General features: G+C 65.7%; 15 protein-coding genes. 11 read left to right on the top strand and 4 right to left on the bottom strand.

Features of this window, described 5'->3' with window-relative positions; genetic code table 11:
- The first annotated feature begins 33 nt into the window (after positions 1 to 33).
- Genes wrbA through H597_RS0113105 form a run of 10 tightly spaced genes read left to right on the top strand, consistent with a single transcriptional unit; the run spans position 34 to position 11918 of the window.
- The gene (gene wrbA, locus H597_RS0113150) at positions 34 to 639 is read left to right on the top strand and encodes an NAD(P)H:quinone oxidoreductase (RefSeq protein WP_028102557.1); all 606 of its coding nucleotides are present in this window, start codon (positions 34 to 36) and stop codon (positions 637 to 639) included.
- Between the two features lie 5 nt (positions 640 to 644).
- Positions 645 to 1046, top strand: coding sequence for a DUF2069 domain-containing protein (locus H597_RS0113145; protein WP_028102556.1), 402 nt, complete (start codon positions 645 to 647; stop codon positions 1044 to 1046).
- A gap of 4 nt (positions 1047 to 1050) precedes the next feature.
- Positions 1051 to 2463, top strand: a complete 1413-nt coding sequence (locus H597_RS0113140) for an FAD-binding oxidoreductase (RefSeq protein ID WP_028102555.1) — start codon at positions 1051 to 1053, stop codon at positions 2461 to 2463.
- Complete coding sequence (locus H597_RS0113135) at positions 2460 to 2885, top strand: DUF4124 domain-containing protein (RefSeq protein ID WP_028102554.1); 426 nt, start codon at positions 2460 to 2462, stop codon at positions 2883 to 2885. The genes H597_RS0113140 and H597_RS0113135 overlap by 4 nt, the downstream gene beginning before the upstream one ends.
- Entirely contained in the window at positions 2873 to 5434 is a 2562-nt protein-coding gene (locus H597_RS0113130; RefSeq protein ID WP_028102553.1) for an FtsX-like permease family protein, read from the top strand. The genes H597_RS0113135 and H597_RS0113130 overlap by 13 nt, the downstream gene beginning before the upstream one ends.
- Complete coding sequence (locus H597_RS0113125) at positions 5434 to 6495, top strand: lipocalin-like domain-containing protein (RefSeq protein ID WP_028102552.1); 1062 nt, start codon at positions 5434 to 5436, stop codon at positions 6493 to 6495. The genes H597_RS0113130 and H597_RS0113125 overlap by 1 nt, the downstream gene beginning before the upstream one ends.
- A 20-nt stretch (positions 6496 to 6515) precedes the next feature.
- Complete coding sequence (locus H597_RS0113120) at positions 6516 to 8333, top strand: ABC transporter transmembrane domain-containing protein (protein WP_028102551.1); 1818 nt, start codon at positions 6516 to 6518, stop codon at positions 8331 to 8333.
- 7 nt (positions 8334 to 8340) lie between these two features.
- Positions 8341 to 9420, top strand: a complete 1080-nt coding sequence (locus H597_RS0113115) for a threonine aldolase family protein (protein WP_028102550.1) — start codon at positions 8341 to 8343, stop codon at positions 9418 to 9420.
- Positions 9417 to 10934 carry a DEAD/DEAH box helicase gene (locus H597_RS0113110; protein WP_028102549.1) on the top strand — a complete coding sequence of 506 codons (1518 nt, stop codon included), beginning with the start codon at positions 9417 to 9419 and terminating at the stop codon, positions 10932 to 10934. The genes H597_RS0113115 and H597_RS0113110 overlap by 4 nt, the downstream gene beginning before the upstream one ends.
- A gap of 12 nt (positions 10935 to 10946) precedes the next feature.
- On the top strand, positions 10947 to 11918 hold the full coding sequence (locus tag H597_RS0113105; protein WP_028102548.1) for a thymidylate synthase: 972 nt from the start codon (positions 10947 to 10949) through the stop codon (positions 11916 to 11918).
- Here the strand turns inward: H597_RS0113105 and H597_RS0113100 are convergent.
- The 4 genes from H597_RS0113100 to carA are packed head-to-tail and all read right to left on the bottom strand — an operon-like array spanning position 11915 to position 20166.
- Positions 11915 to 13405 (bottom strand): M48 family metallopeptidase, encoded by a 1491-nt coding sequence (locus H597_RS0113100; protein ID WP_028102547.1) that lies wholly within the window; start codon positions 13403 to 13405, stop codon positions 11915 to 11917. The genes H597_RS0113105 and H597_RS0113100 overlap by 4 nt on opposite strands.
- A gap of 49 nt (positions 13406 to 13454) precedes the next feature.
- On the bottom strand, positions 13455 to 15194 hold the full coding sequence (locus H597_RS0113095) for a methyl-accepting chemotaxis protein (RefSeq protein WP_028102546.1): 1740 nt from the start codon (positions 15192 to 15194) through the stop codon (positions 13455 to 13457).
- Between the two features lie 3 nt (positions 15195 to 15197).
- Positions 15198 to 19016, bottom strand: a complete 3819-nt coding sequence (gene carB / locus H597_RS0113090) for a carbamoyl-phosphate synthase large subunit (RefSeq protein WP_028102545.1) — start codon at positions 19014 to 19016, stop codon at positions 15198 to 15200.
- A complete protein-coding gene (carA, locus tag H597_RS0113085; RefSeq protein WP_051293763.1) occupies positions 19009 to 20166 on the bottom strand; it encodes a glutamine-hydrolyzing carbamoyl-phosphate synthase small subunit in 1158 nt (385 codons plus the stop codon). Before carA ends, carB begins: the two co-directional genes overlap by 8 nt.
- Before the next feature lie 211 nt (positions 20167 to 20377).
- Between carA and H597_RS0113080 the strand changes: the two genes are divergently transcribed.
- On the top strand, positions 20378 to 20860 hold the full coding sequence (locus H597_RS0113080; RefSeq protein ID WP_154668088.1) for a dihydrofolate reductase: 483 nt from the start codon (positions 20378 to 20380) through the stop codon (positions 20858 to 20860).
- Position 20861 lies beyond the last annotated feature (1 nt).

Here is a 20861-nt window from a genome sequence, read left to right as displayed (position 1 = left end):
TGCTATTTAGTAAAGGGCCATATAATAGCAATGATGAACAAAACTCACCTCACAATTCTAATTTTGTATTATTCAAGGCATGGATCCGTACGCAAACTGGCGGAACTGATCGCCCAAGGCGTCGAATCCGTGCCGGGATGCGACGCCCGCCTGCGCACCGTGCCGGCGGTGTCCACCGTGACGGAGGCGACCGAACCGGAAGTGCCGCTGGACGGCGCACCGTATGTCGAGTTGCAGGACCTGGAGGAATGCGACGGCCTGGCGCTGGGCTCCCCGACCCGCTTCGGCAATATGGCCGCAGCCATGAAGTATTTCTGGGACGGGACGTCGGCGCAATGGTTGTCCGGCACCCTGTCCGGCAAGCCGGCCTGCGTCTTCACCGCCACCGGCAGCCAGCACGGCGGCCAGGAGTCGACGCTGCTGACAATGATGGTGCCCTTGCTGCACCACGGCATGATGGTGATGGGTTTGCCGTACACCCATCCGGAATTGATGACGACGACCAGCGGCGGCTCCCCGTACGGCGCCTCCCACTGGTCGGGACTGGACGGCAAGAAGCCGTTCACGGAAGATGAAAAACGCCTGGCGCTCGCGCTGGGACGCCGGTTGGCTGAAGCGGCCGTCAAGCTGCGGGGATAGAACAAATGAACAGCACCAAGCATAAACTTTTCCATTGGGGCGCGATCGGCAGCCTGGCCTTGCTCATTATCTGGTGCGTGGCCTGGGAAATGTGGATCTCGCCCTATAAACCGGGCGGATCGTGGCTGGTGCTGAAAGCGGTGCCCCTGCTGTTCCCCCTGCTGGGCGTGATCAAGCGCGATATCTACACGCTGCAGTGGACCTCGATGATGATCCTGCTCTACTTCACCGAGGGCGTGGTGCGCGCCTGGGGCGATAAGCTGACACCGTGGCTGGGCTGGGGCGAGGTCGCCATCGTGGTGGTCTACTTCCTGTGCGCCATCCTCTACGTTCAGCCCTACAAGAAAGCCGCCAAACAGGCGGCCAAGGAGTTGCTGGAAAAGGTCAACACCAGCAAAACCGAATAACACAATGGATACTTCCGCTTTCCTCGGCGCCTGCCGCGCCCTGCTCGGCGAGGCGCATGTCATTTCGGATGAAGCGGGCATGGCCCCTTACCTGCGCGACTGGCGCGGACGTTTCACCGGGCGCGCACTGGCGGTGCTGCGGCCAGCCGATACCGGCCAGGTCGCTGCCGCCGTGCGGCTATGCGTGGAGGCGCGCATCCCGATCGTCCCCCAAGGCGGCAATACGGGCCTGGTGCTGGGCAGCGTGCCCGACGCCAGCGGCCGCGCCGTGGTGCTGTCCCTGGCGCGCCTGCAGAAGGTGCGGCAGGTCGATGCGATCAACCGCACCATGACCGTGGACGCGGGCGTCATCCTGCAGCGCGCCCAGGAAGCGGCGGCGGCGCAAGGCTGCCTGTTCCCCCTATCGCTCGCGGCCGAAGGCAGTTGCACTATCGGCGGCAACCTCTCCACCAATGCCGGCGGCACCGGCGTTCTTCGTTACGGCAACGCGCGCGAACTATGCCTTGGACTGGAAGTCGTCACTGCGCAGGGCGACGTCTGGTCGGGCCTGCGCGGCCTGCGCAAGGACAATACCGGCTACGACCTGCGCGACCTGTTCATCGGCGCCGAGGGCACGCTGGGCATCATTACGGGGGCGGTGCTCAAGCTCTACCCGCAGCCGAAGGCATCGGTCACGGCGCTGGCCGCGATGGAGACCCCGGCCGCCGCCTTGCGCCTGCTGTCCATCATGCAGGACCATTGCGGCGCCAGCCTGACCGGGTTCGAGCTGATGTCGTCCCACTGCCTGGACTTGGTCGCCCGGCACTTCCCCGCGCTGGCACTGCCGCTGGCCGGCGGGCATGCACAATATGCCTTGTTGGAGCTGTCCAGCAGCGAATCCGAACAACATGGGGCCGCCCTGCTCGAACGCGCCCTCGGCGCGGCCCTCGGCGAAGGCGCGGCGCAGGATGCGGTGGTCGCCGGATCCGTCGCGCAGTCGCGCGGTTTGTGGGATTTGCGCGAGCATATCCCGCTGGCGCAGGCGGCCGACGGCAAGAACATCAAGCACGATATCTCACTGCCCGTGTCGTCAATCGCGGCCTTCATCGCCAGCACCGAACCGCAGCTGCAAGCGGCCTTCCCCGGCTGCCGGCTGGTGTGTTTCGGCCATCTCGGCGACGGCAACCTGCATTTCAATGTGGCCCCCCCTTCTGGCGTGGCGCACGAAGATTTCCTGCGCAACCAGGACGCGGTCAACCGCGTCGTACACGACGCTGTGGCGGCGTTTGGCGGCTCGATCTCGGCCGAACACGGCATCGGGGCGCTGAAACGCGACGAACTGGCGCGCTATAAATCGCCGGTGGAGTTAAACCTGATGCGGGCCATCAAGAACGCATTGGATCCTTTGGGGCTGATGAATCCGGGGAAAATCTTATGAAACTCCTGTGTGTGCTGCTATTGGCTGTTTCGCTCCCCGCAGGAGCGCAAGCACTGTACAAATGCAGCGTCGATGGAAAATTAAGCTATTCGCAACAGCCTTGCGAAAAGGGTGTAGCCAGCATGATCGACGTGCCCGCCCCGCCCAAAGCCGATCCGTCGGCGGCAGCGGAGCTCAAGCGCAAGGAACGCGAGGCGAACAAAATGGCCACCGAGCGCCGCAAACGCGAAGCCCGCGAAGAGCGCGAAGAACTGGCCGGAGCCCGAGCCGTCGCCAACCATAACAAGAAATGCAAGAAACTCCAGATGCAGCAGAAATGGGCCGAGGAAGACGCGCGCGGCGCCACGCTGCAGAACTCTGAGCGCGCAAAGCAGAAGGCGAAGCGCGCCGCGGACATGGCCCAGATGGAATGCGGCGGCTGACCCGCTGGCTGGCGGGCGGCGAATGGCGGGCGCACCCGGTGCGCGCGCTGACCGCCATCGCGGCCATCGCCATCGGCGTGGCGCTCGGTTTCGCCATCCACCTTGTCAACGCCGCCGCCCTGAACGAGTTCGCCGGCGCGATACACAGCCTTTCCGGCCAGGCCGACATCCAGGTCGGCGGCACCGAAGCCACCTTCGACGAATCCATTTACCCCGTGCTGGCACGCCTGCCCGAGGTGGCGATCGCTTCGCCGGTGCTCGAGCTCGACGCCTCGCTGCCGGGAGCGCACCAGGCACTGAAAATTATCGGACTGGATGTGTTCCGGGCCGGCTTCATCTCGCCCGACCTGGTCGGCGCACCGGACGAGGATCATCCCTACGACACGGTGGCGGACGACGCGATTTTCCTCTCGCCGGCCGCCTTGGCTTGGCTGCAGGCCAGGCCGGGCGGCGAGCTGCGCCTGCAGTCCGGCGCCCAGGTGGCGGTGCTGCGGGTCGCGGGTTCGCTGCAGCGGGCGCGGGTCGGCCAGCGTTTCGCCGTTATGGATATCGGAGCCGCACAGTGGCAATTCAAGCGGCTTGGCCAGCTGTCGCGGCTTGACCTGAAGCTGCGCGACGGCGTTGATCGCAACGGCTTCGCACGCGCGCTGGCAGCCAGGCTGGAACGCGAGTACCCCGGCCGCTTCCGCGTCGGCCAGCCGAACGATGAGGAGCAGGAAAGCCGCAACGCCAACCTTAGCCGCGCCTACCGCGTCAACCTGAGCGTCCTGGCGCTGGTGGCGCTGTTTACGGGCGCCTTCCTGGTGTTTTCCTCGCAAGCCCTGTCCGTCCTGCGCCGCCGCAGCGAATTCGCCTTGCTGCGCGTACTGGGGCTCGAGCGCCGCCAGCTGGTCAGCCAGGTACTGCTGGAAGGCGGCCTGTTAGGCTGCGCCGGGTCGGCACTGGGCGTGGCCGGCGGCTACCTGCTGGCAGCGGCCGTCCTGCGCCTGTTCGGCGGCGACCTGGGCGCGGGCTATTTCGCCGGTGTCCAGCCCAGCGTGCAATGGGCGCCAGGCGCGGCGCTGGCCTACTTCGTCCTCGGCCTGGCTGTGGCACTGCTGGGCGGGCTCGCCCCGGCCCTGGACGCCGCCCGGGCGCGGCCCGCTGTCGCGCTCAAAGCCGGCAGCGACGAAGTGGCGCTGCGCCGCCTGGCGCGCGCCTGGCCCGGCCTGGTCTGCCTCGCGGCAGCCGGCGCCATGGCATTCGCGCCGCCGGCGTTCGAACTGCCGCTGTTCGGCTACCTGTCGATTGCCCTGCTCCTGGTGGGTGCCATTGCGCTCATGCCACGGCTCTCCGGCATGGCATTCCGCGCCCTGGCGCGCCGAGCGACACCGGACGGTGCGACGCGGCCCGCCGTTCCTGCCCTGGCACTGGCGCGCCTGGCCAATGCATCCGGCCAGGCCGGGATCGCGCTGGGCGGCGTGCTGGCAAGTTTCAGCCTGATGGTCGCCATGGCGATCATGGTGGCGAGCTTCCGCACATCGGTCGATCAGTGGGTGTTGAGTATCCTGCCCGCCGACGTCTATGCGCGCAGCGCTTCGTCCGGCGCCACCGGGGGCCTCGGCCCGGCCGAGCAGGACGCGCTGGGCAAGGTATCGGGCGTCGCGCGCATCGAATTCCTGCGCGTGCGCTCGGTGTCGCTCGCTGCGGGCCGCCCAAACGTCCAGGTGCTCGCCCGCGACGTCGACCCTGCCGATCCCGGGCGGGCCATGGTCCTGGTGGGCGAGCAGTTGCCCGCCGGCGCGGAACACGGCGCGGCATCCGGCCTGCCGCCGGCCTGGGTATCGGAAGCCATGGTGGATTTATACGGTGCCGGATTGGGCAGCACGCTGCGGCTGCCGCTGCAAGGCGAGCTACGCGCGTTCCGGGTGGCCGGAGTATGGCGCGACTACGCCCGCGCGGGCGGCGCCGTGATCGTCCGCCGCGCGGACTATATGGCCATGACGGGCGACCGCGAAGCCGGCGACGCGGCGATCTGGCTTGCCAAGGACGCTACCGCCGCCCAGGTCCAGGAAGGCATACGCCAACTCCCCTTCGGCGCCCTGCTCGAGATCAGCGTCCCGTCCGAAATCCGCAACCTGACACTGAAGATATTCGACCGCAGCTTCGCCGTGACTTACCTGCTGGAGGGCATCGCCATCGTCATCGGCCTGTTCGGCGTGGCCGCCACCTTTTCGGCGCAAACCCTGGCGCGCAGCCGCGAATTCGGCATGCTGCGCCACGTCGGCGTGACCCGCGGCCAGGTCCTCGGCATCCTCGCGCTGGAAGGCGCGGCCCTGACGCTGCTGGGCATCCTGGCCGGCTTTGCCCTGGGCTGGGCCATCAGCCTGGTGCTGGTCCATGTCATCAACCCGCAATCCTTCCATTGGACCATGCAAATGCACTATCCGTGGCGCCTGCTCGCCATCGTCACCGCAGCATTGCTGCTTTCCGCCGCCGCCACGGCACTGGCGTCGGGCCGCAGGGCCCTCTCGGCGGGGCCGATCCGCGCTGTCAGGGAGGACTGGTGATGCGCGCCCTGCTGTACCTGCTGCTGGCACTGGCCCTACCCTTGCGCGCGGCCGAATTCACGCCCGTCAAGCCCGGCGTGCAACTGCAGTTCCCGCGCGACTTCGGCGCCCACCCCGGCTTCAAGACGGAATGGTGGTATGCCACCGGCTGGCTGTCCACGCCGGACGGCCGCCAGCTCGGCTACCAGGTCACCTTTTTCCGCAGCAGCACCGGCCATGGCCGCGACAATCCCAGCAAATTCTCGCCGAAAGACATCATCGTCGCCCACGTCGCGCTGTCCGATCCGGCCGAAGGCAAGCTGCTGCACGACCAGCGCACGGTCCGCGCGGGGTTTGGGCTGGCCGGCGCGTCGACTGAAGACACCGACCTGCGCCTGGACAGCTGGAGCATGCGGCGCAGCGCGGACGGCGCTTATCAACTGGACATCGATGCCGCGGAATTCACCTTTGCGCTGCGGCTGCAGCCTACCCAGCCGGTCCTGCTGCAAGGCGAGGCCGGATATTCGCGCAAAGGTCCCCAACCCAGCCAGGCGAGTTATTACTATAGCAAGCCCCAGCTGCGCACCAGCGGCACGGTGGCCCGCCGCGGCGCCGCGCCGCAGGCCGTGCAGGGCGTGACCTGGCTCGATCACGAGTGGTCCAGCCAGGTGCTCGACCCGGGCGCCGCGGGCTGGGACTGGACCGGCATCAACCTCGCCGACGGCGGCGCCCTCATGGCGTTCCAGATAAGAGACCTGCAAGGTGGTAAACTATGGGCCCACGCGACATGGCGCGATGCATCCGGTAAGATCACGCACTATTCGCAGGACCAGGTCAGTTTTACCCCGCAGGTGCGCTGGCGTTCGCCGCGCACCCACGCCGAGTATCCCGTCGCCATCCAGATCGCCACCGGTTCCGAACGCTGGCTGCTTAGTCCCTTGCAGCGGGACCAGGAGATGGATTCGCGCCGTTCCACCGGCGGCGCGTATTGGGAAGGCGCGGTGACGGTCGAGCGGGAAGGCAAGCCGGCGGGACGCGGCTATCTGGAGTTGACGGGCTATGTCCGTCCGATGAAACTTTGAACAAGAACGTAGAATACGCAATGAGCACCACCGACAATGGTCAACCCGCAGTCCGGGAACTCGAGAAAGGCAGCCTGGCCGCCTTCACAGGATTGCTGCCCTTCCTCAAGCCTTACCGCAAGCGTTTCCTCGTCGCCGGCATCGCCCTGCTGGTCGCCGCCGGCGCCACCCTGGCCATCCCGTACGCCTTCAAGCAGATGATCGACCTGGGCTTCGGCGCCAATGCCGGCGTGCGCAGCGCGGCGCATGTGAACCAGGTGTTCCTGGCACTGTTCGCAGTAGCCACCATCCTGGCGCTGGCCACGGCGGCGCGCTTTTACAGCGTGTCCTGGCTCGGCGAGCGCGTGACGGCGGACATCCGCAATGCCGTGTATTCGCATGTGGTGCAGCAAAGCCCGGAATTCTTTGAAACCACCAAAACCGGCGAAGTGCTGTCGCGCCTGACCACCGATACCACCTTGATCCAGAGCGTGGTTGGCACCAGCATCTCGATGGCGCTGCGCAACGTGCTGCTGTTCCTGGGCGGCCTGGTGATGCTGTTTGTGACCAGCCCGAAACTGTCCTCCATCATCATCGGCCTGCTGGTGCTGACCGTGCTGCCGATCGTGATGTTCGGCCGCCGCGTGCGCAAGCTCTCGCGCGATTCCCAGGACCGCGTGGCCGATGCCTCCGCCATGGCCGGCGAGATCCTGAATGCCATGCCCACGGTGCAGGCGTTCACCCATGAAAACCTGGAAGCTGCGCGCTTCGGCGGCTCCGTCGAAGGCGCTTTCAGCACCGCCATGCGCCGGATCCAGGCGCGCGCCTTCCTGACCATGCTGGCCATCGTGCTGGTGTTCGGCACCATCGTTTTTGTACTGTGGCTGGGCGCCCACGCCGTGCTGGAAGGCTCGATGACAGGCGGCGACCTGGGCCAGTTCATCCTGTACGCCTCCATTGTCGCAGGCGCCATCGGCGCCCTGTCCGAAGTGATGGGCGAAGCCCAGCGTGCGGCCGGCGCCACAGAGCGCCTGCTGGAACTGCTGGCGGTGCGCTCGGACATCCAGAACCCCGCCAAACCGCAGGCCCTGCCGCCGCGCGCCGCCAACGGCGCCGCATTGAGCCTGGTCGACGTGAACTTCAGCTACCCGTCCCGTCCCGACACACTGGCACTGGACCATGTGACGCTGGAAATCAAACCAGGCGAAACCATCGCGGTCGTGGGCCCTTCCGGCGCCGGCAAGACCACCCTGTTCCAGATGCTGCTGCGCTTCTACGACCCGCAATCGGGCGCGATCCGCCTGGACGGCAGCGATATCCGCCTGCTCGACCTGCACACGCTGCGCGGCGCCATCGGCATCGTGCCGCAGGATACGGTCATCTTCTCGGCCGATGCAATGGAAAACATCCGCTACGGCCGCGCCGACGCCACCGACCTGGAAGTGATCCAGGCCGCGCGCCTGGCCGCGGCCCATGAATTCATCGAGCGCCTGCCGAACGGCTACAAGTCCTTCCTCGGCGAACGCGGGGTGCGCCTGTCCGGCGGCCAGCGGCAGCGCATCGCCATCGCCCGCGCACTGCTGAAAAACCCGCCGCTGCTGCTGCTCGACGAGGCGACCAGCGCGCTGGACGCCGAATCCGAACGCCTGGTGCAGGGTGCGCTGGAGGCGGCCATGGTGGGCCGCACCACCATCATCATCGCCCACCGCCTGGCCACGGTGCAGCGCGCCGACCGCATCATCGTCATGGAAGACGGCAAGGTTGTGGAAACCGGCACCCACCAGTCCCTGGTGGCCCTGGGCGGCATCTACGCCAACCTGGCGGCGCTGCAGTTCCACCATGTGCATGTGACCCAGTGAGGCGATTGTGACCGACGCCGAACTGCGCCAGAGCTGCCATACCGTCCTGCCGGGCCATCGCCAGCCCACGCCGGCGGAATCCTTTGCCGCCATGTCGACCTGGTGCCAGGCCAATGGCGTCGCGCATGACGTGTATGGCGAGGGTGAGCTGATCCAATCGTTTGAGCGCAAGCTTGCCGGCCTGCTGGGCTTCGAGGCTGCCGCCTTCTGCATTACCGGCACCATGACCCAGGTCACGGCGCTGCGCCTGGCCTGCATGGAGCGCGGCAGCCGCCTGGTGGCGCTGCACCCGACCGCCCATATCTTCAAGCACGAACGCAGCAACCACCAGTTGCTGGAGCATTTCCAGTCCTTGCAGGTGGGCGATCCGCACCGGCCCTTTACGCTGGAAGACCTGCAGGCCGTGCCGGACCGGCTGGCGGCGGTGTCGCTGGAACTGCCGGCCCGCGAGCTGGGCGGGCAGTCGCCGCGCTGGGACGACCTGGAAGCGATCAAGGCCCATTGCCGCCAGCAGGGCATCCATTTGCATATGGACGGCGCACGCCTGTGGGAAGCTGCCGCGGCGTATGGCCGCCCCCCGGCCGACGTCGCCGCAGGCTTCGACAGCGTGTATGTTTCCCTGTACAAGGGCATCGGCGGCCTGGGCGGCGCCATGCTGCTGGGCAGCGCCGCGTTTGTCGCCCGCGCCCAGGAATGGTTCCGCCGCCAGGGTGGCAATGTCATTCACCGCACCCCGTATATTGTGGCCGCCGCGATGCAGTTCGATGCGCGGCTGGCGGCCATGCCGGAGTATTTCCGCCGTACGCAATGGCTGTACCAGACCTTGCGCGACTTCCCGCGCCTGCGCGCCAACCCTGCGCAGCCGCATGCCAATATGCTGCATATCCACGTACCGGTCGACCGCGACCGCCTGCTGCGGATCCGCAATGAGGTGGCCGCGCGGCATGGCGTATGGCTGCTGAACCGGGTGGCGCATGCCCAACTGCCCGGCGCCAGCTATACCGAATGGTATGTTGGCGATCATTTACTTTCACTGGCGGACGAACAAGTCCGCCAAGCCCTGACTCTTTGGAGCGACGCACTATGAGTTTCGCCTCGCTGGACCTGATCGACGGGCTCCTTCGCACACTCGAATCCATCGGCTACAAGACGCCGACCCCTGTACAAAAACAAGCCATCCCGGCCATCCTGGCGGGCCGCGACCTGCTGGCCGCGGCACAAACGGGCACCGGCAAGACCGCCGCCTTCGCCTTGCCGCTGCTGCAGCGGCTGGCGATGGAAGGCGGCCAGGCCGCGCCGAACCATATACGCTGCCTGGTGCTGGTACCGACACGCGAACTGGCCGACCAGGTGTACCAGAGCTTCCACACCTATGGTTTCAACCTGCCGCTACGCTCCGCCGTAGCCTACGGCGGTGTGCCGATGGAGCCGCAGCTGGCCAAGCTGCGCAAGGGCGTGGACGTGCTGGTTGCCACGCCTGGCCGCCTGCTCGACCTGCATCGCAAGGGAGCGCTGGAATTCACCCAGCTGCAGGCCCTGGTGCTGGATGAAGCGGACCGCATGCTGGACCTGGGCTTTGCGGACGACCTCGACCTGCTGTTCGCCGCCCTACCCGCCGTGCGGCAGACGCTGCTCTTTTCGGCGACCATGCCGGACACCATCCGCGCCATGGCAAAACAGCTGCTGCGCGAACCGCTCTCGGTCCAGGCCAGCGCGCCCAACACCGCCGCCCACACCGTGCGGCAGATGGTCTTCACGACCGATAAGCGCCATAAGCCGGACTTGTTCCTGCACCTGCTGCGCAAGCAAGGCTGGGGCCAGGTCCTGGTCTTCGTCAAGACGCGCAAGGGTGTCGAGCAACTGGTCGGGCTGCTGCAGGGCGAAGGCATCGCGGCCGATTCGATCCACGGCGACAAACCGCAGCTGGCCCGCATCAAGGCACTAAAGCGCTTCAAGGCCAACGCTGTACAGGTGCTGGTGGCGACCGATGTCGCCGCCCGCGGCCTGGATATCGAAGCCCTGCCGCTGGTGGTCAATTTCGACCTGCCGACCGTGGCGGAAGACTATGTGCACCGCATCGGCCGCACCGGCCGCGCCGGTGCCACGGGCCAGGCGATCTCGCTGGTGTGCGCCGATGAGGTGGAACTGCTGCGCGCCGTCGAAAAACTGACCGGCGCGGTGCTGCCGCGCGCAGAGGAAGCGGGCTTTGAAGCCGATCACCGGGTCCCGTCCACGGGCACTGCGGTGGCACAGGCAGTGCGCGGCACCACAAAGCCGGCCCGCAGCGCCGCCAAACCGGTGAACACAGCCAAGCCGGCCAAGCCAGCCAAGCCGGCGCCAAAGCAGGATGATACGCCGCGCCCTGCCGGCGGCTTTGGCGGCCTGAAGGAAGATCTGCCGCCCAAGGAAAAACAGCGCCCGCGCGGCCCGATCTACGGCGCGCGCTCCGGCAGTCCCGGCGCGGGGACCGGCGGCCAGCGCGGCCGCGACGGCGCCGCTGGCGGCAAGGTGATGGTGACTGCGACGCGCGGCGCCAAGTCGACCGCCCGCGCCGCCGGCCGCGCGGCGGCCAAGACCGGCGGCCGTGGCAACAAACGATAAACGGAGAAATGCATGAAGCAGTACAAGGAATTAATCAGCACCGTGCTGGAACAGGGCAGCTGGCAGGACAACCGTACCGGCATCCGCACCCTGAGCGTGCCTGGCGCCATGATGCGCTTCGATATGAACGACGGCTTCCCGGCAGTGACGACCAAGAAGCTGGCCTTCAAATCCGTGGTCGGTGAACTGTGCGCCTTCCTGCGCGCATCCCGTAGCGCCGCCGATTTCCGCGCCCTGGGCTGCAAGGTCTGGGACCAGAACGCCAACGAAAACCAGCAATGGCTGGCCAACCCGCACCGCACCGGCACCGACGACCTGGGCCCCGTGTATGGCGTGCAATGGCGCGAATGGCCGGGCTATAAGGTGCTGGACGCGGCAGCGACGGCGCAGATCGCCGATGCGGAACGCAACGGCTTCCGCCAGGTGGCGCCGCTGCAGGAAGACGGCGTGCAGAAAGTACTGATGTACAAGGCCATCGACCAGCTGCGCGAGTGCCTCGACACCATCGTCAACAATCCCGCCAGCCGCCGCATCCTGTTCCACGGCTGGAATCCCGCCGTACTGGACCAGGTGGCACTGCCGGCCTGCCATCTGCTGTACCAGTTCATCCCGAACGCCTCGACGCGCGAGATCTCGCTGTGCCTGTACGTGCGCAGCAACGATATCGGCCTCGGCACCCCGTTCAATATCGCCGAAGGCGCCGCCCTGCTGCACCTGGTGGCACGCCTGACGGGCTACAAGGCGCGCTGGTTCAGCTACTTCATCGGCGACGCCCACATTTACGAAAATCATATGGAGATGGTGCAGGAGCAGCTGAAGCGCGAACCGCTGCCGCTGCCGCGGCTGCACATCAACAGCCGCGTGCCATCGTTCGCCGAAACCGGCCACTACGAACCGGAATGGCTGGAGAAGATCGAGCCTTCCGATTTCACGCTGGAAGGCTACCAGCACCATGCGCCGCTGACGGCGCCCATGGCCGTTTAAGCCGGCATTTCCTCGGGGACGACACTGCTCCACCACAGGTTGGCGGAGTCTTCCCCCTCTTTCGACAGCAGGTAGTGATAGCCGCGCTCCGCGGCTTCATTCAGCAGTCTTGGGTCGTTCAGCGCGGCGTCGCGCAGGAAATCGACGCCCTTGCGGTCGCCTTCCGCCAGCAGCACCTGGCCGTACATCAGCGAGGCTTTCGGGAACGGCCCGCCGGACCGTTTCAACTGCTCCTGCAGCGCCGGTTTGGCGGCAGCGGCATTCTCAAACTCCAGCTTGAGCGAAGCCAGTTCCTGCAGGTGCTGCACCGACAACTGCGGCAGCGGCTGCGCATCCAGTTCGCGAATGCGCGACTGGGACAGCGTCACATGGCGATAACGCTCGCGCCAGCTGCGGCCATTGGCATCCCACCACTGCTTGTCCAGTTCCGATTCCAGCTTCTTGCCCACGCCCGCTGCCAGCATGACGTCGGCCGCCGGCGTCTCGACCGGCGGCGGCAAGCCGGGCGGCGCCCCGATCGCATCCAGGCGCTCGCGCAGGCAGGGATGGGTATCGTCCACATCCGAACTCTCGGCCCAGGCGGCGTCCATCGCCTTCTGGTTGGCCCATTCATCGTAATTGGCCTTGAATGCCATGCGCATCGAAGCGTAGGGCATGAAGGGCGGACGTTCCGCCCGGTCGGCGTTCTCGTACATTCGCGGCCAGAAGGTCCGGCCGACCCAGTCGCCCAGCAGGTGACTGCGCACCAGGCCCTGCCCGGTCGCGGTATGGCCGGCCATTTCGCTGGCGATCTGGTCGGCCTCGTACTCGAACTGGCGCGCCAGCACGAAGGTATAGGCGCTGTAATAAGGGAAGAAGCGCTTCAGCATGCCCGCCATCGCCGCGCTGACCACATTATCCTCGGCGCCGTCACGGAAATGCTCGTAAAAGCCGACCAGCAGGCGGCGCTGGCGGTAGACCCAGGCGGCGCCTTTGCTGTGGTCCCCGCACAGGTGCCCATATTCGTGCGCCAGCACGGACAGCATTTCCTTCGGCGTCGTGCCAAGCAGGAACGGCAGGCCGACGATCAGGTAATTGCGGTAGCCGCCGAAGATGCCGTAGCGCGCGTGCTGGCAAATAGCGGCGTTATAGTCGTCCGTCACCAGCACATGGTGGATCTCCGGACCTTGCAGCTTGCTGTGCAGCTTGTCGACGATATCGAACAGCTTGGGCGCTTCGTCGCGCTCCAGTTCGCGGCCGCTCGGCCGGTCCAGGCGCATGAACATGAACCGCAGGACGACAAAGATCAGCGGCAGCAGGAACAGGCCAAACAGGCCGACCTTGATGGTCGTGAAAACGCGCTGCGATTCCACTGCCCATTGCATAAGCGTGACGAACAAGGCAACCAGCCCGGCCAATGCGCCAAACAGCGCGACATAGGCCGCCAGGCTGATTGCCAGCACTTTGCGGCGGAAAGCCTCCGGGTTGGCATAGGAGTCATTCTCCAACCGTCGGACTAAGTGCTCAAACTCTTCGTGATCCAATCGTTATCCTCATTCAAAACTCTTCCCAATCTCCCACCTGGCTATTGGCGACCTTGCGCGCGGCGGCCGGCCGGGCATCACGCAGGGCCGGCCTGGCCTGGGCCTTGGCCGGCGCGGCCGGCTTGGCGCGCACCGCCTGGATGACCGCGCGCGCCTGCACCGCGGCCGGATGTTCGCGGTGCTGTACATCCACCTGGAACACGCTGACCACGCGCGACAAACTGCTGGCCTGCTGCTGCAGCGCACCGGAAGCCGAAGCGGCTTCTTCGACCAATGCCACGTTCTGTTGCGTAATTGTATCCATCTCCGTGATGGCTTGGTGAATTTGTTCCAATCCGGCGGTCTGTTCCTGGGTGGCGACAGTGATTTCGCCCATGATATCGGTCACGCGCTGGATGCTGTTGACGATTTCCTTCATCGTGCTGCCGGCCTGGTTCACCAGCTTGGCGCCGCTTTCCACCTTGCCGACCGAGTCGTCGATCAATTGCTTGATTTCCTTGGCGGCGGCGGCCGAGCGCTGCGCCAGGTTGCGTACTTCGGTGGCCACCACGGCGAAGCCGCGGCCCTGCTCGCCGGCCCGCGCCGCCTCCACCGCCGCATTCAGGGCCAGGATATTGGTCTGGAAGGCGATGCCGTCGATGACTGCGATGATGTCAACAATCTTGTTCGAAGATTCATTAATCGAGCCCATGGTTTCGACCACCTGCTCGACCACTTCACCGCCCTTGGACGCCACCGCCGATGCCGACACGGCCAACTGGTTGGCCTGGCGCGCATTATCGGCGTTCTGGCGCACGGTGCTGGTCAGCTCCTCCATTGACGAAGCGGTTTCCTCCAGCGAGGCAGCCTGTTCCCCAGTGCGGTCGGACAAGTCCATATTGCCCGCCGCGATCTGACCCGAGGCGCTGGAAATGGTGTCGCTGCCGCTGCGCACCTCGGCCACGATGGCGGCCAGGTTGTCGCGCATCTTGTCGAGGGCGTCCAGCAGCTCGCCGAATTCGTTCTTCGGATGCACGGTGGACTTGCCTTTCAGGTCGCCGTCGGCGACCCGGTGGGCCACGGCCATGGCCTCGGCCAGCGGTTCGGAGATCGCCTTCATCAGCACCAGACCCGCAAAGACGCTCAAGGCCAGGCCGCCGGCCAGGACCAGGGTGACGGTGGTGCTGTTGCGGCTCAGGCTCGACGCCACGGCGGCATCGTCTTCCCCGATGCGCTTGTCGCTGTATTCGGTCAGCGTCTTCAGGGCGGCGTCGCCGATGCGGTAGGACGGGTTGACCTTCTTGATCAGCACCGTTTCCGCATCGTCCCAGCGGTTTTCCCGGACGGCCACGGCGGCGGCGCGGATATGCTCGATGCCCAGCCCATCGCTCTTGGCGTACCAGTCTTCGGCCAGCTTGCGCTCTTCCGGCAGCTTGATGCTGGCCAGGTAGACCTCCCAGCGCTTGCTCACGCGATCCGTCACGTCATCCACGATGTTGAAGTGGTTGGTCAGCGGGTGGTCGTGCAGCTTGCTCCAGCCCAGGTCCGGGTTATGCTGCAAGGCCTGCAGAATCTGGCTGCGGCCCGTTTCCATGTCCAGGCGGATCGCACTGCGTTCCGCAATGTTCTTCTGGTTGACGACGGTAACGTCCTTCACCAGTCCGACCGAGCGCTGCGCGCTCAGGATGCCGAGGCCGCCGATGATCGCCAGCAGGCCAATGAGCAAACCCAGCACGCCAACCAGCAGGGTTTTGATCTTGAAATTATTGAACATCGCTTACTCCTTTACCAGACATTTGAAGAACTGATGCAACCGGCCCCGCAACTCCGATACGTCGTCGAACTCGATATAGGTGATATCCACCAGGTCGTCGAGTTCGCGCAGCAGCGTGGTCTTGATTGGCGCCCCTTTCCACACCAGGAACAGGATAGGTGTTCTGCGCCCCTTGAATATGTGATAGCTCAACTCGAATGCACTGCTCTCACTCATTCCAACACGAATGTTGATCATTGCGTCCGCCTGCTCCAGCAATGCAAGCCGGTGGCGGCGGAAATTCTGCGGCGTGAATGGCAGGCCCTGGCTGCGCTCGAACGAGGCGCGGAAGGTGTCCGCGCTCTCGGCCTGCAAGCCTGTCAGGTAGTCGAAGGCGTGCGGCAAGCCGTTGGCGCTGTCGATCATTTCCATGATCTCGCCGATCATGCGCTGCTCGCGCTCGTCCGATTCGGTGAAAGGCTGGCGAATGAAGAGCTTGAGCGGCGCGCCGCCGACACTGCGCTGGCGCGATGCGGTGCGGCGCTCCGGCATCTGCCATGCGGCGGCCGCCAGGTCCGCGGCGCCGGGCACCGGGCGCGGCGCGGCCGGCGGCACCTGGCGCCGCTCGTGGTCCAGCAAGGCGTGCAATTCCTGCAGCGAGCGCACCGCCGTGCCGCCGGCATGCTTGACGGCTTCGGCCGCCGCTTCGGCTGCGGCGATGGTGGTAAACAGCAGCGTGCCGGAAGCGAGCGCCGCGACGCGCAGCCCGCGCGTGGCGGCGACCGCGGTACGCTTCTCGTCCACAGTGACCACGGCCATGGCAATCTCGCGCAGGGCCAACAGGCCAAGCAGGGTCTCGTCTTCGATGGTATTGACCGGCACCTCGCCCGCTTCCAGCACGGCCGCGGTGATTTCGCTGGCGCACAGCGAGTAGCCGGCATCGGCCAGCTCCCGGGCCAGCGCCACGGCGCGCGCCTGGTCGGCCTTGCGCACCCGCATATACACATGGCCTTGCGCCGGAATGCGCACGCCGGCGCCCAGTTCGGCCTTGAGGAAGGCTTCGCCGAAGGTTGCGCCGGTCCCCATCACTTCGCCGGTAGACTTCATTTCCGGCCCGAGGATGGGATCCACGCCGGGGAATTTACCAAACGGCAGGACCGCCTCCTTGACGCTGTAATAAGGCGGAATGACTTCGGCCGTGACGCCCTGCTCCACCAGCGACCGGCCAGCCATGCAGCGCGCGGCCACCTTGGCCAATTGGACGCCGGTCGCTTTCGACACGAAGGGAACGGTGCGCGAGGCGCGCGGATTCACCTCCAGCACGAATACACGGTCCTGCATGCGGCCGTCGGCCTTGTGCCGCTGCACCGCGAACTGCACATTCATCAGGCCCACCACATTGAGGCCGCGCGCCAGGCGTTCGGTCTGGCGTTTGATCTCCTCGACGGTGCCGTCCGCCAGCGAGTAAGGGGGCAGACTGCAGGCCGAGTCGCCGGAATGGATGCCGGCTTGCTCAACGTGCTCCATGACGCCGCCGATCACGACTTCGCTGCCGTCGCTGACGCAGTCGACGTCCACCTCGATGGCGTCGTTCAGGAAGCGGTCCAGCAGCACCGGCGAATCATGGGAAACCTTGACCGCCTCGCGCATATAGCGTTCCAGGTCGGCGCGCTCGTGCACGATCTCCATGGCGCGTCCGCCCAGCACGTACGAAGGGCGCACCACCAGCGGGTAGCCGATTTCCTCGGCCATCGCCACGGCCTGCTGCTCGTTGCGCGCGGTGCGGTTGGCCGGCTGGCGCAGATCCAGTTCGAACAGCAGTTTCTGGAAGCGTTCGCGGTCCTCGGCGGCATCGATCATGTCGGGCGACGTGCCGATGATGGGCACACCGTTCGCTTCCAGCTCAAGCGCCAGCTTGAGCGGCGTCTGCCCGCCATATTGCACGATCACCCCTTCCGGCTTCTCGAGAGCGACGATTTCCAGCACATCTTCCAGCGTCAGGGACTCGAAATACAGGCGGTCCGAGGTGTCATAGTCGGTCGACACCGTCTCCGGATTGCAGTTGACCATGATGGTTTCGTAGCCGTCCTCGCGCATGGCCAGCGCGGCATGCACGCAGCAGTAGTCAAATTCGATGCCCTGCCCGATCCGGTTCGGGCCGCCGCCCAGTACCATGATCTTGCGCGCGGCGCTCGGCTGGGCTTCGCATTCCTCGTCGTAGGTCGAGTACATATAGGCCGTGCGCGTGGCGAACTCGCCGGCGCAGGTGTCGACGCGCTTATAGACCGGGCGGATGCCCTGGGCGTGGCGCTGGGCGCGCACCGCGCCTTCCGTCACGCCCAGCAGGGCCGCCAGCCGGCGGTCGCTGAAACCTTGCTGCTTCAGGCGCCGCAACACGTGGCGGTCGAAGCCGCCCAGCTGCTGCGACGCGACCCATTCCTCGACTTCCACCAGGTCCTGGATCTGCGCCAGGAACCAGGGGTCGATGTGCGACAGGCGGTTCACTTCCACCAGCGACATGCCCTGTGCAAAGGCCTCGCCCACATACCAGATGCGCTGCGGGCCGGGCAGGCGCAATTCCTGTTCGATCACGTCGCGCCCGGTGGCGATGCGCTGCAAGCCGTCCACCCCGATATCGAGCCCGCGCAGCGCCTTCTGGAACGATTCCTGGAAGGTGCGGCCCATGGCCATCACCTCGCCCACGGATTTCATCTGCGTGGTCAGGCGGTCGTTTGCACCGGCGAATTTCTCGAAGGCGAAGCGCGGGATCTTGGTGACCACGTAGTCGATGGCCGGTTCGAACGAGGCGGGCGTGGCGCCGCCGGTAATTTCGTTCTGCAGCTCGTCCAGGGTGAAGCCCACGGCCAGCTTGGCCGCGACCCGTGCGATCGGGAAGCCGGTGGCCTTGGACGCCAGGGCCGAGGAACGCGATACGCGCGGGTTCATTTCGATCACGATCATGCGGCCGTCCTGCGGGTTGACCGCGAACTGCACATTCGAGCCGCCCGTGTCCACGCCGATTTCGCGCAGCACGTCGAGCGAGGCGTCGCGCATCAGCTGGTATTCCTTGTCGGTCAGGGTCTGGGCCGGGGCCACGGTGATCGAATCGCCTGTGTGCACGCCCATCGGATCCAGGTTTTCAATCGAACAGACGATGATGCAGTTGTCCTTGCGGTCGCGCACCACCTCCATCTCGAACTCCTTCCAGCCGATCAGCGACTCCTCGATCAGCAATTCGGAGGTCGGCGACAGTTCCAGGCCGCGCAGGCAGATGGCGGTGAATTCATCGCCATTGCGGGCGATGCCGCCGCCGCTGCCGCCCATGGTGAACGAAGGACGGATGATGACCGGGAAGCCCAGCCGCTCCTGCGCCTGCCAGGCTTCGGCCATGGTATGCGCAACGCCGGAGCGCGCCGATTCAAGGCCGATGCCTTCCATGGCGGCCTTGAACTTGGCCCGGTCTTCGGCGCGGTCGATGGCCTGCGGCGTCGCGCCGATCAGCTCCACATTGAAGCGTTCCAGCACGCCATGGCGGTGCAGGTCGAGCGCGCAATTGAGCGCGGTCTGGCCGCCCATGGTCGGCAACACCGCCTGCGGCCTTTCCTTCTCAATGATGCGGGCCACGGTTTCCCAGGTGATCGGCTCGATATACGTCACGTCGGCCATGCCCGGGTCGGTCATGATGGTGGCGGGGTTGCTGTTGACCAGCACGACCTGGTAGCCCTCCTCGCGCAAGGCTTTGCAGGCCTGGGCGCCGGAGTAGTCGAATTCGCAGGCCTGGCCGATCACGATCGGGCCGGCGCCGATGATCAGGATGCGCTGGATGTCGGTGCGTTTAGCCATGGCGGGCCTCTTCCATCATGCCAACGAAGCGGTCGAACAGCGGCGCGAGGTCGTGCGGGCCGGGCGACGCTTCGGGGTGCCCCTGGAAACAGAAGGCGGGTTTATCGGTGCGGCGGAAGCCTTGCAGCGAACCGTCGAACAGCGAAATATGGGTGACGGCGCAAGTGGGTGGCAGCGAATCCGCATCCACCGCAAAGCCGTGGTTCTGGGCGGTTATCATCACGCGGCCGGTTTCAAGATCCTGCACCGGGTGGTTGGCGCCGTGGTGGCCGAACTTCATCTTCACGGTGCGCGCACCGGAAGCGAGCGCCATGATCTGGTGGCCCAGGCAGATGCCGAAGGTCGGGATGCCGCGCTCGATCAGTTCGCGCGCCGCTTCGATGGCGTAACTGCATGGCTGCGGATCGCCCGGCCCGTTGGAGAGGAAGATGCCGTCCGGCTGCAGCGCCAGGGCCGCCGCGGCGCCGGCCTTGGCCGGCAACACCGTCACGCGGCAGCCGCGCTGGGCCAGCATGCGCAGGATATTGGCTTTCACCCCGAAGTCATACGCCACCACATGGCAGCGCGGCTGCAACTGGCGGCCATGGCCGTGGCCGAGCATCCATTCGGTCTCGCTCCACTCGTACGCGACCGCGGTGCTTACCGTTTGCGCCAGGTCCATGCCGGCCAGGCCGGGAAAATCGCGCGCCAGCTGCAGCGCCTGGTCCGCCGCGGCGCCGCTCACGATGGCGCCGGACTGGGCGCCTTTCTCACGCAGGATGCGGGTCAGCTTGCGGGTATCGATGCCGGCAATGGCCACCACACCCTGCTCCGCCAGCCAGGACGACAGGTCTTGCTCGCTGCGGAAGCTCGACGCCAGCAACGGCAGGTCTTTCACCACCAGGCCGGCGGCGTGGATGCGCGACGCTTCGGCGTCTTCGCGATTGACGCCGGTATTGCCGATATGGGGATAGGTCAGCGTGACAATCTGGCGGCTGTAGCTTGGATCGCTGAGGATCTCCTGATAGCCGCTCATCGCGGTATTGAATACCACTTCGCCAGCCGTGGCGCCGCTGGCGCCGATGGAGATGCCTTCGAACAGCGTGCCGTCCGCCAGGGCGAGCACTGCGCGCACGGCGTGCCCGGAGGAATGCTTAAGGGGGTGTTTCATCAGGGGGTCTCCTGCCTCAATATCGTTATGAAACCAACAAACGGAATTACCGAGTGGCAATTCCTGGCGCGCTGAATTCAAGATACGACAGTGACCCCGCTTAGAAACTCTCCAAACGTCACAAGCCCCCAAACTACGAAGAAAATACTGGCGCTGCCACAATTCCGCAACATGACCGGATTGAAAAGTGCTCCGATATATAATGTCGGCCATGACAAATTTGACCATCATCGTCGCGACGGATGCCAACAATGGCATCGGCATCCACAACACCCTGCCGTGGCATTTGCCGGAGGATCTGGCGCATTTCAAGCGCCTGACTTCCGGCCACCCGATCATCATGGGCCGCAAGACCTTCGATTCGATCGGCAGGCCATTGCCGAACCGCCGCAATATCGTCATCAGCCGCAACGCCGAATGGCGGCATGAAGGCGTGGAGCGGGCCGCTTCGCTGCAACAGGCGCTCGATCTCGTCGAAGGCGCCGGACAAGCCTTCGTCATCGGTGGCGGCCAGATTTTCGAGCAAGCCATGCCGCTGGTGGGCAAGCTTGTAATCACCCGCATCGGCCGCAGCTTCGAGTGCGATGCCTTCTTCCCGGCGCTGGCGGCCGGCGAATGGCAGGAAGTCGCGCGTGAAGAACACATTTCGGCAGCAGGGCTGCCTTACGCTTTTATCAGCTATCACAGGAACTAAA

The organism is Pseudoduganella violaceinigra DSM 15887 (assembly GCF_000425385.1).
Classification (GTDB): Bacteria; Pseudomonadota; Gammaproteobacteria; order Burkholderiales; family Burkholderiaceae_D; genus Rugamonas; species Rugamonas violaceinigra.
Note: the sequence above shows the minus strand (reverse complement) of the source record. Positions and strands in the feature narration are given on the sequence as shown.